Here is a 16,933-nt window from a genome sequence, read left to right as displayed (position 1 = left end):
TCATGATCCGCCGTATCGTGAATCGTTCCACCGGGTCCCGCACCGTCCTCGCGGCCGCCGCGACCATGACGGCCGCCGCCGTCGTGGCGCTGCCCGGAACTGCCCAGGGCGCGGTGAAGGCAGGGCACGCCCCGCAGGCACCAGCAAGCCTCACCGTCGGCGACCAGGCCCGGCCGCTCAGCGTGGAGGGCGCGCCGCGGTTCGGGTGGCGGCCCCGCGACGTCGACCCCGGCGAGGTCCAGTCCGCCTACGAGATCGCCGTGCGCGACGCGTCCGGCAAGACCGTGTGGGACAGCGGACGGGTGACGTCGGCGAGCCAGGAGTACGTGCCGTACGCGGGGCCGGCGCTGGCGTCCGAGGCGACCTACACCTGGAAGGTCCGCACCTGGGACCGCACCGGCAAGGCGTCCCCGTGGTCGCGGGCGGCGTCGTTCGACACCGGGCTGAGCGACGGCCAGTGGGGGGCGTCCTGGATCCGCCGGACCACCGCCGAGTCCGACGACTACACGCTGGCCCGCAAGGACTTCACCGTCGGGGCGTCGCCGGTGGTGCGGGCCCGCGTCCACATCTCCGCCGACCAGCAGTACGACCTGCGCCTCAACGGCGAGACGGTCGACCGGGGACCGGCGTTCGAGTACGCCGACGACCTGTTCTACAAGACCGTCGACGTCACCTCGCGGCTGAAGGCGGGCGGGGACGCGACGCTCGGGGCGGTCTACCACTGGTACGGGTCCGGGCAGGGGCGGCCGAAGGGCGAGCCGGGGCTGCTGGTCCGGCTCGTCATCGACCACGCCGACGGCACCCGGCAGGTCGTCGTCAGCGACGGCACCTGGAAGGTGGCGCGCGGCCCGTGGAAGACGGCACCGCGCCGCAACGGGGACGGCGCCGACTGGGTCGAGGACGTCGACGGCACCGCCGAGCCGCTCGGCTGGGACCGGCCCGGCTTCGACGCCTCGTCCTGGGCGGCGCCGCAGGTCGTCGGCGCGCACCCGACTTCGACGTTCAAGCACGTCCACGGGCAGGAGACGTCCCTGGCGTACGAGACCGTCCACCCGGTGAAGGTGACGAAGCTGGCGTCGGGCGCGCTCGTCGCCGACTTCGGGAAGGTGATCCCGGCGGTGCCGGTCGTCCGGTTCCGGAACGGGACCGCCGGCCGGCACGTCGACATGCACGCCGGATACCTGCTCGCCGACGACGGCACGGTGTCGCGCTCCAAGGACGACAACCAGGACACCGACCTCACCTACGGCTACACGCAGCGCGACGGCGACCAGACGTTCCGGGCGTTCACCTATGAGGGGTTCCGCTACTTCGAGGTCGGTCCCGGCGCGGGCATCGACCCCGAGGACATCTCCGCCGTCGTCCAGCACAACTCCGTCGACCGCACCGCGACGGTCCGCACGTCCGACAAGGGGGTGAACGACGCCTACGCCATGATGGCGCGGTCGGCGCTGTACGGGTCGCAGTCGCAGTTCCTCGACACCCCGACCCGGGAGAAGGGCCAGTTCCTCGGCGACGCCGTCGACACCTCGACCGCCGCGATGGGCGCGTTCGGGGAGCGGCGGCTCACCCGGCAGGCGATCCAGGAGTTCATCGCCTCCCAGGCCCGCTACTGGCCGGACGGCCGGCTCAACTCCGTCTACCCGAACGGCGACGGCAAGCGCGACATCCCGGACTACACCGAGATGTTCCCCGGCTGGGTGTGGGACTACTTCGAGCAGTCCGGCGACGCCGCCACCCTCGCGCAGGCGTACCCGGTGATGAACGCGGTCGCCGGATACGTCCGCCGCTACATCGACTCGGGCACCGGGCTGGTCACCGACCTCGAAGGCGGGTCCGGCCAGTACAAGTACGGCATCATCGACTGGCCCGCGACCATGCGCTACGGCCACGACATGGACACCGCCGCCCGCACGGTCATCAACGTCCTCGGCGTCGACGTCCTGAACGCCACCGCCCGGGCCGCCGACGCGCTCGGCAAGACCGACGAGGCCGCCACGCTGCGCAAGGAGGCCGGGACCCTCACCGGCGCCATCAACACCAAGCTCCGCCGCGCCGACGGCATCTACATCGACGGACTGAAGAGCGACGGCACGCAGAGCACGCACGCCTCGCAGATCGCCAACGCGTACGCGGTCGCGTACGGGATCGCGCCGGCCGGGTCCCGCGAGGCGATCGGCTCCTACATCGCCGGGCTCGGCATGCAGATGGGGCCGATGACCGCGCACCGGCTGCTCCAGGCGCTCGACGACGCGGGCCGCCCCGGCGACATCGTCACCCGCCTCACCGACACCGAGGGACCCGGCTGGGGCAACATCCTCGCGCGCGGCGGCACCTTCACCTGGGAGTCGTGGGACGCGCCCGAGACCGGGCAGAGCTTCTCGCACCCGTGGGGCTCGACGTCCCTCGTCGACGTGCAGCGGTCCCTCCTCGGCGTCACCGTGACCGCCCCGGCGTCCGCGTCGGTGCGGATCCAGCCGCCGCTGTCCGGCATCAGCGGGGCGACGGGCACGATCCCGCTCCAGCGCGGCGACGTCGGCGTCCAGTGGAAGCGGCAGGGGAACGGCGTCTCGCTCTCGGTGGACGTCCCGGTCAACGTCACGGCCGAGATCCGCGTCCCGGCGCGGTCGGCGAGCGACGTCCGCGTGTCCGGGCCGGGCGGCGCCCGCTTCACCGGCATGCAGGGCGGCTACGCGGTCTTCCAGGCCGGGTCCGGCCGCCTCACCTTCCAGTCGACGCACGCCTGAGGAGCACCACGATGACGAGCGAGCTTTCCAGGAGACGATTCGTGCAGGCCGGCGGCGTCGCGGCCGCCGCCGTGACCGCCACCGGCGTGCTGCCCTCGGCGGCGAGCGCCGCGCCGGCCGCGCCCGGCGACCCCGCCCGCGCGCGGACGCTGACGCCCACCGGGCTCCAGGCCGCGCACCTGCGGTCCCCGCTGGGGATCGACGCGGCGAACCCGACGCTGAGCTGGCGGTTCGCCGCCGGACCGCGCAACGCGGCGCAGACCGCGTACCAGGTCCGCGCGGCGAGCGCGGACGCCCGGCTGCACCGCCCCGACCTGTGGGACTCCGGCAAGGTCGCGGGCGGCGCGGTCGCCACCGCCTACGCCGGCCGCGCCCTCGGCTCGCGGCAGCGCGTGTCGTGGCAGGTGCGGGTGTGGGACGAGCGGGGCCGCGCGTCCGCGTGGAGCGAGCCCGCGCACTTCGAGACCGGCCTGCTCGCCGCGTCCGACTGGACGGCGCAGTGGATCGGGAACCCGGCGTGGTCCGACCCGAAGCCCACCCCCGCCACGGTCGCGTTCACTGCCCGCACCGCCCGGTACGTCCGGCTGAACGTGACCCGGCTCGGCCTCCCGATCAAGGAGGGCTGGCCGTACAAGGTGTCCCGGCTCCAGCTCGCCGAGGTCCAGGTGCAGGACGGCGCGTCCGGCGCGAACGCGGCGCTGCACGCGCCGGTGACCGCGTCGGAGAGCTACACCGTCGCGGGCCAGTGGGAACCGAAGGCGATTACCGACGGCTCGCTGACCAGCGACGCCGCGCCGTTCGGCTACACCAGCATGCAGTACCAGGACCAGGATCTCGCCTCTGCGATCTGGGTGCAGATCGACCTCGGCGAGGAGCGGCGGTTCGACCGGGTGCTGCTCTACCCGCGCACCGACGTGATGACCGACGACGGCAGGACCGCCAACTTCCCCGAGGACTTCACCGTCCAGACCTCCAGCGACGGCAAGGCGTTCGACACCGCCGCCACGGTCAAGGGCCAGCAGGCCCCGCCGCCGCTGCACGCCCAGCCGGAGGCGCTCCCGCTGTTCAAGAAGGAGTTCGACCTCGGCAAGCGGGTGCGGTCGGCACGGCTGTACGCCACCGCGCTCGGCGTCCTCGACGTCACCGTGAACGGGCGGCCGGTGAGCGACGCCGTCCTCGAACCGCCCTACACCGCGTACAAGCAGCGCATCGTCTACTCGACCTACGACGTGACGGGCCTGCTGCGGCGCGGCGGCAACACGATCCAGGCCGAGGTCGGCAACGGCATGGCGAACGTCCCGGCCACGCCGGGCCGCTACCAGAAGCTCACCCGCTCGGACGGCCGGCCCGCGTTCCTCGGCCAGCTCGAGATCACCTACACCGACGGGTCGCGCGAGGTCGTCGCGTCGGACACGTCCTGGAAGACCGCGCTCGGCGCCACCACGTTCAGCAGCTGGTACGGCGGCGAGGACTTCGACGCCCGCCGCGCCCCGGCGGACTGGACGGCCGCCGTCCGCCGCGACGCGCCGACCGCGAAGCTCACCGCCCGGATGGCCCCGCCGATCGAACCCGCCGGCACCTTCCGCACCCAGAAGATCACCCAGCCGAAGGACGGCGTGTACGTCGTCGACCTCGGGACGAACGTCGCCGGCTGGGCGCGGCTGCGGGTCAGCGGCCCGGCCGGGACGAAGGTGACGATGCGCCCCGGCGAGCTGCTGTCCGGCGACGGCACCGTCAGCCAGAGCACGACCGGCTCGCCGATCTGGGACACCTACACCCTGTCCGGGACGGGCACCGAGACCTGGCATCCCCGGTTCTGCTACCACGGCTTCCGGTACGTGCAGCTCGAAGGGCTGCCGTCCGCGCCGGACGACGGGACCGTCACCGGCATCGCGCTGCGCGCCGCCAACGACACGGCCGGGTCGTTCACCAGCTCGCACGGCCTGCTCAACGACATCCACCGGATCATCGACCGGGCCGTGCAGAGCAACATGTACTCGGTCCTCACCGACTGCCCGCACCGCGAGAAGCTCGGCTGGCTGGAGCAGGCGAACCTGGTCTTCCCGGCCGTCGCCCGCAACTACGACGTGACCGCCTACTACGGCGAGATCGTCCGCGACATCGCCGAGGCGCAGACGGCCGACGGGCTCGTCCCGGACATCGCGCCCGAGTACACCGTGTTCTCCGGCGGGTTCCGCGACGACCCGAACTGGGGCAACGTCATCGTGTTCGCGCCCTGGCAGATGTACCGGGCGTACGGGGACGAGGCCACGCTCCGCACCTACTACCCGAACATGGCGCGGTACGTGGACTACCTGTCGTCCAAGGCGAAGGGGAACCTGCTCGACTACGGCCTCGGCGACTGGATCACCTTCGACAACAGCACCCCGCTCGGCGTCACGGCAACGTTCGGCTACCACCGGGCGGTCACGGCGCTGGCGTCCATCGCGAAAGTCATCGGCAAGGACGACGACGCCGCCAAGTACACCAAGCTGGCCGGGGACATCGGCGACGCGTTCAACGGCAAGTACGCGACGGGCGACACCTACGGGTCCGGCAGCCAGGCGTGCGACGCGCTCGCCCTCGACATGGGCATCGTGCCCGCAGCGTCCAAGGACAAGGTGCTCGCCCACCTCGTGCAGAGCATCACCGCGAAGGGCTACCACCTCACCGTCGGCGAGATCGCGCTGCCGTCGGTGTTCCGGGTGCTGTCGGCCGCCGGGCGCGACGACGTCATCCACGCCGTCGCCACCCAGACCGGCAACCCCAGCTACGGCTACCAGGTGGTGCACGGCGCGACGTCGCTGACCGAGAACTGGGACGGGCCCACGTCCGGGAACTCGCAGAACCACTTCATGCTCGGCGCGATCGACGAGTGGTTCCACGCCGGGCTCGCCGGGCTGTCGCAGACCGACGGCTCGATCGGCTACGCGTCCCTGCTCGTCCGCCCGGCCGTGGTCGGCGACGTCACCCGCGCCGCCGCGACCTACGAGACGCCGCGCGGCCGCGCCGCTGCGTCCTGGCGCCGCACGGGCAAGCGGCTCCGCCTCGACGCCACCGTCCCGCCGAACGCGACGGCCCGCGTCGAGTTCCCGCTGTTCGGCGGCACGGCCCGGCCGGACGCGCCCAAGGACGCCAAGTGGGTCGGGATCGAGAACGACCGCGCCGTCTTCCAGATCGGCTCCGGTGACTGGACCTTCGAAGGGGCCGTGAAATGAGCGAAGCGAACCGGGGGGTGTGGGGGGTCGTCCCCCCACAGGGTGCACGCATGAGCGAAGCGAACCGAGGGGTCGTCCCCTCGCGGGGAACCCGCATGAGCGATGGGCTGAGCAGGCGGCGGTTCCTCGGCGCGTCGGCGATCGGGGCGACCGGCGCCATCGTCCTCGGGCACGCCGGGACGGCCGCCGCGGCGCCCGCCGCGCCCGCCGGGAAGGGCGTCGCGGCGCGCACGCCGTCCGGGCTGCTGACGTCGCTGCTGCCGGACGGCCTCGGCGTCACGGCGGCGAAGCCGCGGCTGAGCTGGCAGGTCGCCGACCTCGGACCCGGGACGAAGCAGACGCACTACCAGGTGCAGTTCGCCACGACCCCGTCGCGGCTCGCCAAGGGCCCGTACCACTGGGACAGCGGGCGGGTCGCGTCGGCCGCGTCGGTCGCCGTCCCGTACGGCGGGCCCGCGCTCGCCGCCGGGACGGCGTACTGGTGGCGGGTCCGGACGTTCGACGGGCCGAAGGCGTCGCGCTGGTCGGCGCCGACGCTGGTCGCGACCGGCCTGGACGGCTGGAAGGCCGAGCCGATCTGGGTCCCGGCCGCGACGGCCCCCGGCGACGGCGTACTGAAGGCGCGGGTGCAGATCACCGCCGTGGCGGCGGGCCTGTGGTTCCGCGCGTCCTCGGCGAGCGCGAACTACCTGTGGCAACTGCGCGCCGGATCGCCGGGCGTGCTGAAGAAGCACGTGTGCGTGAACGGGACGTACCGGGTGCTGGAGGAGAAGGCGCTCGGCGTCCCGATCGAGACGGGCCGCTGGTACGAGATCACCGTCGAGATGAAGGGATCGACGTTCACGACCTCGATCGACGGCACGGCCGTCGACACCACGACCGACGGCACGTACGCCACCGGCACCGTCGGGATGCGCAACGGCTCGACCGAGGCGAACCAGTGGGACGCCGTCGCCTTCACCGCGCCCGACGGCAAGGCCCTCATCAGCGAGGACTTCAGTGACGGCCTCGGCACGTTCAGCACCGGGACCGTCGCCGACGGCGTTCTGACGCTCGGCAAGGGCCAGTCGACGCTGTCCTCGGCGGGCGCGGCCGACGACGACTGGGCGCTGCTGCGCACCGAGTTCACCCCGGCGCGCAAGCCGATCGCCGCCGCCGTCCTGCACGTCGCCGCGCAGTCGCCCACGCCCGTCCGGCAGTACCCGGCGAAGATCTGGGTCAACGGCGAGGTCGCCGGGTTCGCGTCCCAGCGGGCCGGGGCGGGCGCGCCGCGCTACCACTCGTTCGACGTCACCGGCCTGGTGACGCCCGGCCGCCGCAACGCGCTCGCCGCCCTCGCGTTCACCACCGAGGACAAGCGGTTCGTCGCGCAGCTCGCCGTCACCTACGCCGACGGGACGACCGGCACCTTCGCCAGCGGCGCGTCGTGGAAGGCGCGCCGCCAGGCCGGGATGCTGCGCGACGCCGGCACGATCGGCACGTCCTACTACGTCGGCCCGCAGGAGTACTGGGACCTGCGCAAAGAGCCGGCCGGGTGGACGAGCCCCGGCTTCGACGACTCCGGCTGGGACGCCCCGCAGGTCAAGCCCGCCATCGACGGGCTGGTGCCGGCGCTGGTCGAGCCGGTCCGGCTGCACGACGTCCGGCCCGCGTCGGTGCGGAAGGTCGCGCCCGGCACCTGGCTCGTCGACCTCGGCAAGGAGATCGCGGGCGGGCTGCGGCTGTCGGTGCGCGGCAAGGCCGGGCAGACCGTCGAGGTCCGGCTCGGTGAGGAGCTGAACGCCGACGGCACCGTCCGGTACGCGCTGCGCGCCGGCGTCACCTACCGGGAGGTCTGGACGCTGCGCGACGGCCTCCAGTCCGCCGAGCACTGGGGCTACCGCGGCTTCCGCTACGCGCAGCTGATCTGCGACGACGACCTCGACCTGTCGGACGCGGCCACCGGCCGCGCGTGGCGCGTCGACTGGCGGGCCTCGGACGCCTCGTTCGCCAGTTCCAGCCGCGACCTCGACCGGGTCTACGAGATGTGCCGGTACTCGATCGAGGTCACCCGCGGCGACCTGTACATCGACACCCCGACCCGGGAGCGCGGCCCCTACGAGGGCGACGCGCTGATCAACCAGGCGTCGGAGTACGCGGTGCAGCGGTCGTTCGCGCTGGCCCGCGCGTCCGACGCCTACCTGGCCCGCAACCACACCTGGCCGACCGAGTACCGGCTGATGAACGTCATGTCGGCGTGGCGGGACTACCTGCACACCGGCGACCCCGACCAGCTCGCCGCCGACTACGACCTCCTCGCGGCCAAGCACCTGACGTCCTACCTCGGCGACGACGGACTGGTGCACAAGAAGCCGGGCGCGTCGAGCCAGGACCTCGGCGACCTGGTCGACTGGCCCGCCTCCAACCGCGACGGTTACGTGTTCACCGAGGTCAACACCGTGGTGAACGCCTGCCAGTACGCCGCGTTCACCGCGATGGCCGACATCGCGGCCGTCCTCGGCAAGACGGCCGACGCCAGGACGTGGCGGGCGAAGGCCGACACGCTCGCGAACGCGATGCGCACGACGCTGCTGGACGCCGCGAACGGCCGGTTCGTGGACGGCGCCGGCACGACCCACAGCGCTCAGCACGCCACCGCGTTCCCGGTCGCGCTCGGCGTCGCCGGTCAGGGCACCGTGCCCGACCCCGTCGTCCGGGCGCTGGGGAAGACGCTCGCCGACGGCGGCATGAGGGTCAGCGTCTACGGCGCGCAGTTCCTGCTGGACGCGCTGTTCGCGACGGGCCGGGCCGAGGACGCGATCGGGCTGATGACCGCCACCGGCACGAACTCCTGGCTGCACCTCATGGACGACCTCGGCGCGACCATCGTCGGCGAGGCGTGGGACCCGTCCCTGAAGAGCAACATGACGTTCTCGCACGCCTGGGGCTCGGCGCCCGCGAACGCGATCCCCCGCCGCGTGCTCGGCGTGGAGATCACCGCGCCGGGCGCCGCGGAGATCGAGGTGCGCCCCCGGCCCGGCGCCCTCACCCGGATCTCCGGGACCGTGCCGACGGTCCGCGGCCCCGTCGCCGTCGCGCTCGACCGCGCGGCCGGCTACCGCCTCGACGTGGACGTGCCGCCCAACACCGCCGCCCGAGTCGTCGTGGAACTCGGCGGCACCGACCCCCGGGACGTCCGCGTCACCGGGCCCCACGCCCGCGCCCCCCGCACCACGGGCCGGGACGCGACCGGGCCGCTGCTCGCCATCGGCCCGGTCGGCTCCGGCCGCACCACCGTGATCGCGCGCACCTGACCGGCGCGATCGATTCAGGAGGAAGACGACAGTGAACGACGACCGTAACGAGCAGGGACCGCGCGGGCTGACCCGCAGGCGGGTGCTGCAGATCGGCACCGCCGCCGCCGTCGTGGCGGCCGCGGCCCCCGCGCTCGGGGGAGAGGCGGTCGCCGCCGCCCCGGCCGCGCCGGGCACGGCCGGGTTCGCCCGGCCCGGCGCGGCCGTGCGGCCGAGGTTCCGCTGGTGGTGGCCGGACGGGCTGGTCGACCCGGCCGAGATCCGCCGCGAGATCGACCAGATGGCCGACGCCGGATTCGGCGGCGGCGAGATCTCCGCCGTGCACCACAGCGTCAAGGACGGGTCCGTCCTGGACCCGCAGGGGCACGGCTGGGGGACGGCGGCGTGGGTCGCCGGCGTCGAGGCCGCCCTGGACCAGGCGGCCCGCCGCGGCCTGACCGTGGACCTGACGATCGGCCCGTCCTGGCCCGCCGCCGTCCCGACGATCACCCCGGACGACGACGCCGCCGTCCAGGAGCTGGCCTACGGGACGGTGACCGTCGCGGGCGGCGCGACGCACGACGGCCCCGTGCCCGAGCCCGTCGCGGCGGCGGCGAAGGGCGTGACGAAGCGGACCCTCGTCGCCGTGCACGCCGTGAAGATCGACCCGGCGAACGCGACCCGGAAGGAGACCGGGCTCGACTTCGCCTCCTTCACCGAGCTGACCGAGCGGGCGAAGGACGGCCGGATCACCTGGACGGCCCCGGCCGGCGGCGACTGGCTGCTGCTGTCGTACTGGCGGCGCGGCAGCGGGCAGCAGCCCGAGGGCGGCCCGCACAGCAGCCCGGACTCGTGGGTCGTCGACCACTTCAGCAGGGCGGGCACGCGCGCGGTCACCGCGTTCTGGGAGGCGCGGCTGCTCACCCCGCGCGTCCGCAAGCTGATCAAGAAGGCCGGCGCGACGCTGTTCGAGGACTCGATCGAGCTGGAGACGCCCGCCCTCAACTGGACCCCGGACCTGCCCGCCGAGTTCAGGCGGCGGCGCGGCTACGACCTCATGCCGTACCTGCCGGTGATCGTCCTGAACAAGGAGAACACCGTCCACAGCTACGAGGCGGGCCGCACCGCGCACGCGCGGCACGACTTCTGGCTGACGGTGTCCGACCTGCTGAACGAGTACCACTTCGAGGCGCTGCGCACGTGGGCGCACTCCGTGGGCCTGGAACTGCGCGCCCAGCCGTACGGGCTCCAGACCGACGCGATCCGGTCCGCGGCGATCCTGGACGTCCCCGAGGGCGAGTCGCTCGGGTTCAAGAACCTGGACGACTACCGCGCCCTGGCCGGAGGCCGCGACATGGCGGGCCGGGAGGTGCTGTCCTGCGAGGCGGGGGCGTACCAGGGCGGCGCGTACAACACCACGTGGGACAAGCTGCTGCGCACCATGGGCGGCGCCTACGCGGCCGGTCTCAACCAGACCGTGTTCCACGGGTTCTCCTACGCGACCGCGCCCGGCGCGGCCTGGCCCGGGTTCGCGGCGTTCACCCCGTACAACGGCGGCATCGGGTTCGCCGAGTCGTGGGGGCCGCGCCAGCCGACCTGGCGGCACGCCCCCGACATCGCCGCGTACCTCGGGCGCGTCCACCAGGCGATGCGCGCCGGTACGAGCCGCGTCGACGTCGCGGTGTTCCGGCAGAAGGGGTACACCAAGACCGGCATCGGCGCCGGCTGGTTCACCAAGTACGGCGTCCCGCTCGGCTGGACGCACCAGATGATCAGCGCGCCGCTGCTGGACCTGCCGTCCGCGACGGTCCGGGACGGGCGGCTCGCCCCCGACGGCCCCGCCTACCAGGTGCTGTTCGTCGAGGGCGACCGGTTCAACGGCAACGAGTGCACGCTTCCGCTCGACAGCGCCCGCACGATGCTGAAGCTCGCCAAGGCGGGCCTCCCGCTGGTCTTCCTCGGCGACTGGTCGGCCGCGACGGTGCCGGGCATCGCGAGGGACGGCGAGAACGACGCCCTCCGCGCCGTCGTCAAGGAGATGTTCGCGCTACCACGCGTGAAGAACGTCGCGGCGGAGACCGACGTCCAGGGCGCGCTCGACGCGCTCGGCCTGCGGCCCGAGGCGAGCTACGCGCAGAGCTCCACGCTGCTCAACGCCCACCGCCGGGACGGCCGCGTCGACTACTTCTACCTGTGCAACGGCAAGCACGCGGAGACGGTCAAGCCGCCGGTCGCCGCGATCGACCACGAGGTGTCGTTCACCCGCGCCGACCGCAAGGCCGTCCCGTACCGGCTGGACCTGTGGACGGGCGAGACCGAGCCCGTCGCCGTCTACAAGGCCGACGGCGACACCGTCACGGTCCGGATCGCGCTCCAGCCGTCCGAGGCGACCGTGATCGTGCTGGCCCGCGGCGGGAACCACCCGTCCGCCACCGCCGCCGAGACCGAGGTGCGGGTGGACGGGCAGCGGCTCGTCGCGCGCGCGACCACCGCCGGCACCTACGCGACCACCCTCGCGGACGGGCGCACGGTCACGACCGCCATCGGCGCCGTCCCCGCCGCGCAGACCCTCACCGCCTGGCGGCTGCGCGTCGAGGACATGACCCCGGACGGCACGAAGCAGCACGACCTGGCGCTCGACGCCCTCAAGGCGTGGCCGGACATCCCCGAGCTCGCGGACGTCTCCGGCATCGGCACCTACACCACCACGGTGACCTGGGACGGCGCCGGCGCCGGCGCCGTCCTGGACCTCGGCGAGGTCTTCGACACCTGCCGGGTGTCGGTGAACGGGCGCCGCGTCCCGCCGGTCAGCGTGCTGTACCCGGCCGTGGACATCGGCCCCTACCTGCGGCGCGGCGCCAACACCATCGAGGTCGAGGTCGCCACGACGCTGAACAACCGGCTGCGGGTGTCCGACCCGGCCGTCTACGGCGGGGCGTCGCGCCAGGCGTACGGGCTGATCGGGCCGGTCCGGCTCGTCCCGTACGGCGAGGCGGTCATCCGGACCCGCTGAGCCGGCCCCCGAGAACGCGTGCGGGAGGGCGTTGGCCCGCCCTCCCGCACATGAACCCCCGTCGACCCCGTCCCGCACACGGATCGGAATCCGAGGAATCCATGCACAACAGCGTATCCGGGCGGCGCATCGCCGCTCTGACCCTGGGAATGTCCGCCCTGCTCGCCGCCCAGGCCGTCCCGGCCGCTGCCGCCCCGGCCCAAGGGCACGACGCGGCGCCGTGGAAGCGGTACATCCTGTCGCCGTCGTCCCGGACGGTCCGCCCTGTCGCCGTCTACAACACCAGCGGCGACGTCACGGACCCGTCCGCCGTCCTCAAGGGGCACAAGACCACCCTCAGCGGCGCCGGGTCGTACGTCACGCTCGACTTCGGCAAGGAGGTCGGCGGCCTCACCACCCTGCACTTCGCCGGATCGGACGGCGCCCAGCAGGTCGGGCTCGCGTTCAACGAGTCGTCCGCCTACGTCGCCACCGACAGCGACGCCTCCACCGGCGGCCCGCGCAGCCGCGACGGCTCCCTCACCGCCGACGTGGACGGCCGCACGGCCTACACCACGCCGGAGAAGTACCTGCGCGGCGGGTTCCGCTACCTGACGATCTTCATGCGGACGGGCGGCAGCGTCGACCTGGACGGGGTGTCGCTGCACTACACGCCCGCGCCGCAGGTGAAGGACCCGTCGAAGTACGCGAACTACTTCTACTCCAGCGACGACCTGCTGAACCGGATCTGGTACGCGGGCGCCTACACCGTCCAGCTGAACACGATCTCGCCGAAGACCGGCCGCGTGTGGGAGGCGCCGGCGGCGCTGTGGGACAACACTGGCGACATCGGCTCCGGCGCGTCCATCCTCGTGGACGGCGCCAAGCGGGACCGGACGGTCTGGCCCGGCGACCTCGGTGTCGAGATCCCGTCCGCGTACGCGGCGTTCGACGACACCACGTCCGCCCGCAACTCGCTCGACGTGATCTACCAGCACCAGCGCGACACCGGCGAGCTGCCCTACGCGGGACCGGAGCTGAACAAGTACGGCTCGGACACCTACCACCTGTGGACCCTGGCCGCGAGCTGGGACTACTACAAGTACACCGGTGACGCGCGCTGGGTCTCGGGGATCTGGGACCGGTACAAGAAGGCCGTCGACTACAGCTCCGCGAAGGTCGACGCGAACGGCCTGCTGTCGATCACCGGCACGTCCGACTCCGTCCGGATCCTCGCCAAGGGCGAGAACCTCATCGCGAACGTGCTGCTGTGGCGCGTCCTCGACACCGGTTCGCAGCTCGCCCGCACCCAGGGCGACACCGCCCTCGCGGAGTCCTACGCCCAGCGCGCCGCCGCTTTGCGCACCGCGATCAACGCCAACTTCTGGGACGACGCCGCCGGCGCGTACAAGTTCTACCCCAACAACGCCATCCACCCGCAGGACGGCAACTCGCTCGCCGTCTGGTACGGACTGGCCGACCAGGAGCAGGCCCGCCGGATCAGCGCCGAGCTGAAGGGCAACTGGAACGAGGTCGCCTCCACCGCGCCCGAGAACAAGGGCAACCCGGGCGTCTTCTCCGGATCGATGGAGGTCAACGCGCACTTCGCCGCCGGCGGGCAGGCCGCCGACCAGGCCGGCGTCGACATCATCCGGCGCGAGTGGGGCTACATGCTGAGCAACCCGCAGGGCACCGGCAGCACGTTCTGGGAGTCGTACCGCAACCCCGGGGACGGCTGCGTCTTCTGCAGCTCCTACACCAGCCTCGCGCACGCCTGGGCGACCGGCCCCGTCACCGCGCTGACCTTCGGCGTTCTCGGCCTGAACCCGACCGGGACGGGCGGCCGGTCGTTCGACTTCGTCCCGCACACCGCCGACCTCTCCTTCGCCCAGGGCCGCATCACCACGACGCTCGGCGCCGTCGAGGGTTCCTGGAAGGTCGCCAAGGGCGCCTACACCGCGAAGCTGAAGGCGCCGCACGCCGCGACGGGACGCGCCGGCGTGCCCACCTTCGGCGAGCGGATCAAGGTCCGGGTCGACGGGCACCTCGTCTGGGACGGCACCCGCGCGCTGACGCAGGGCGTCCGGAGCGACGGCGAGTACGTCTATGTCGACGGCCTGCACGGGAACCACACCATCAGGAGCCAGCGGGCATGACCGGCGCCCTGAATCGCAGGGCGTTCCTCGGCACGGCGGGCGCCGCTTCGGCGGCGCTCGCCCTCCCCGCCCTGCCCGCATCGTCCGCCCGCGCCGGGACCGTCCGCGTCTCGCCGAAGCCGGTCCTCGCGCCGTTCCCGCTGCCGGACGTCACGCTGCTGGACGGCCCGTTCCGCGCGAACATGGCCCGGACCTGCGAGTACCTGAAGTTCGTCGACGCCGACCGGCTCCTGCACACCTTCCGGCTGAACATGGGGCTGCCGTCGTCGGCGCAGCCGTGCGGCGGCTGGGAGGCGCCGGACGTCCAGCTGCGCGGCCACTCCACCGGGCACCTGCTGTCGGCGCTCGCACAGGCGCACGCGAACACCGGCGACGACGCGTACGCGGCCAAGGGCCGGTACATCGTCGCCGAGCTGGCGAGATGCCAGGCGGCGTCGCCGTCGGCCGGGTTCGCCGCCGGCTACCTGTCGGCGTTCGAGGAGGCCGTCTTCGACCAGCTGGAGGCGGGCGGCCACCCCTGGGCGCCCTACTACACCCTCCACAAGATCATGGCTGGGCTGCTCGACCAGTACCGGCTCGGCGGCAACGCCCAGGCCCTGACCGTCCTCAAGGGGATGGCCGCGTGGGCCGGGACCCGCACCGCCAGGCTGACCGCCGACCAGATGCAGAAAGCGCTGAACGTCGAGTTCGGCGGCATGAACGACGTGCTCGCCGAGCTGTACCAGGTCACCGGCGACCCCGAGCACCTCGCGACGGCGCGCCGCTTCGACCACGAGGCGGTCTACGGCCCGCTCGCCGAGCGCCGCGACGCCCTGGACGGCCTGCACGCCAACACCCAGATCCCCAAGATCGTCGGAGCGGTCCGCGAGTACGAGGCGACCGGCGAGAGCCGCTACCACGACATCGCCGCCTATTTCTGGGACACCGTCGTCCACCGCCATTCCTACGTGATCGGCGGGAACAGCAACAACGAGCTGTTCGGCCCGCCCGGCGAGATCGCCAGCCGGCTCGGCTCCGACACCTGCGAGAACTGCAACTCCTACAACATGTTGAAGCTCTCGCGGCTGCTCTTCCTGCACGACCCGTCCGAGTCCGCCTACATGGACCACTACGAGTGGACGCTGCTCAACCAGATGCTCGGCGAGCAGGACCCCGACTCCGAGCACGGATTCGTCACCTACTACACCGGCCTGTTCCCCGGTTCGCAGCGCGAGGTCAAGGGCGGCCTGAAGGCGGCGCCCGGCAGCTACAGCTCCGACTACGACAACTTCTCCTGCGACCACGGAACGGGAATGGAGACGGCGACGAAATTCGCCGACAGCGTCTACTTCCATTCCGGCGACGAACTGTACGTCAACCTGTTCATCCCGTCCGAGGTGACGTGGCGGGAACGCGGGGTGACGGTGCGGCAGGAGACCGGATACCCGCACACCGACCGGACGCGCCTGACCGTGACCTCCGGCTCGTCCCGGTTCACGCTGAGGATCCGCGTGCCGGGCTGGCTGGACGCGCGGGGCGCCCGCCCGCGGATCCGGGTGAACGGCGCCGCCGTCCCGGTGAAGGCCCGCCCGGGGACGTACGCCGCGATCGAGCGGCACTGGAAGCGCGGCGACGTCGTGGACGTCGCGACGCCGATGGCGCCGGTCTGGCGGCAGGCGCCCGACAACCCGTGCGTCCAGGCCGTCAGCGTCGGCCCGGTCGTGCTGGCGGGGGAGTACGGCGACCGGGCGCTCAACGCGTTCCCCGCGATCGACCCGCGCTCGCTGCGCGCCGACCGCCGGACCCCGCTGGCCTACACCGCGTCGGCGGACGACGCGACCGTGCGGCTGAAGCCGTTCTCCGAGGTCCAGCACGAGCGCTACACCGTGTACTGGGCGACGCCCGCGCCGCGCCGCAGGCCCGCGCTGCTGGCGCACTTCCCGCTGACCGGGCGGAGCCTCGCCGACGCGACGGGCCGGTGGCCGGACGCGTCGCTGGCGTCCGGCGCTTCGTGGGCGGACGACGGCGGCGCGGTCGTGCTCGACGGCACGGGCGGCCACGTCGCCCTGCCCGCCGGGCTCCTCGCCGGGCTCGACGCGCTCACCGTCTCGGTCTGGCTGAACCTTGACACCGTCGCCAACAACACGCGGGTGTTCGACCTCGGGTTCAACAAGACGACGTACATCGCCGTCATCGCCCGGACCGGGTCGGCCAGGGCCCGGTTCACCATGAAGATCACCGGCATGGACGGCGAGGACTACGCCGACGCGCCGTCCGCACTCCCGTCCGGCGCCTGGACCCACGTCGCCGTGACCGCCGGGGGCGGATCGGCCGTCCTGTACGTCGACGGAGCCCCCGCCGGACGCAAGGACGGCCTCGTCATGAGCCCGCTCGCGCTCGGCGCCACCACCCACAACTACCTCGGCCGCTCCCAGGACACCCGCAACCCGGCCATGGACGGTCAGGTCACCGGCTTCCGCCTCTACAACCACGTCCTGACGGCCGCCGGCATCGCGGACCTGCACGCCCAGGGCCGTTCCTGACGGCCCGGACCTCCTAGGAGAACCCC

6 protein-coding genes are annotated in these 16,933 nt (G+C 72.9%); all 6 read left to right on the top strand.

Annotated elements, in window-relative coordinates:
• The first annotated feature begins 17 nt into the window (after positions 1-17).
• The 6 genes from amrb99_RS22200 (at position 18) to amrb99_RS22175 (ending at position 16,907) form a co-directional block, all read left to right on the top strand.
• Positions 18-2,747 (top strand): family 78 glycoside hydrolase catalytic domain, encoded by a 2,730-nt coding sequence (locus amrb99_RS22200; RefSeq protein WP_206700056.1) that lies wholly within the window; start codon positions 18-20, stop codon positions 2,745-2,747.
• An 11-nt stretch (positions 2,748-2,758) separates the two neighbouring features.
• Complete coding sequence (locus tag amrb99_RS22195) at positions 2,759-5,965, top strand: family 78 glycoside hydrolase catalytic domain (protein WP_190859018.1); 3,207 nt, start codon at positions 2,759-2,761, stop codon at positions 5,963-5,965.
• 95 nt (positions 5,966-6,060) lie between these two features.
• Positions 6,061-9,258 (top strand): family 78 glycoside hydrolase catalytic domain, encoded by a 3,198-nt coding sequence (locus amrb99_RS22190; protein ID WP_190859010.1) that lies wholly within the window; start codon positions 6,061-6,063, stop codon positions 9,256-9,258.
• Between the two features lie 31 nt (positions 9,259-9,289).
• Positions 9,290-12,250, top strand: coding sequence for a glycosyl hydrolase (locus amrb99_RS22185; RefSeq protein ID WP_190859007.1), 2,961 nt, complete (start codon positions 9,290-9,292; stop codon positions 12,248-12,250).
• A 101-nt stretch (positions 12,251-12,351) separates the two neighbouring features.
• Complete coding sequence (locus tag amrb99_RS22180) at positions 12,352-14,385, top strand: hypothetical protein (RefSeq protein ID WP_190859005.1); 2,034 nt, start codon at positions 12,352-12,354, stop codon at positions 14,383-14,385.
• Complete coding sequence (locus tag amrb99_RS22175) at positions 14,382-16,907, top strand: beta-L-arabinofuranosidase domain-containing protein (protein WP_190859002.1); 2,526 nt, start codon at positions 14,382-14,384, stop codon at positions 16,905-16,907. The genes amrb99_RS22180 and amrb99_RS22175 overlap by 4 nt, the downstream gene beginning before the upstream one ends.
• The last annotated feature ends 26 nt before the right edge of the window (positions 16,908-16,933 follow it).

The sequence above is a fragment of the Actinomadura sp. RB99 genome, assembly GCF_014706005.1.
In the GTDB taxonomy this organism is placed as follows: Bacteria; Actinomycetota; Actinomycetes; order Streptosporangiales; family Streptosporangiaceae; genus Spirillospora.
This window is presented reverse-complemented; position numbering and strand designations above follow the sequence as displayed.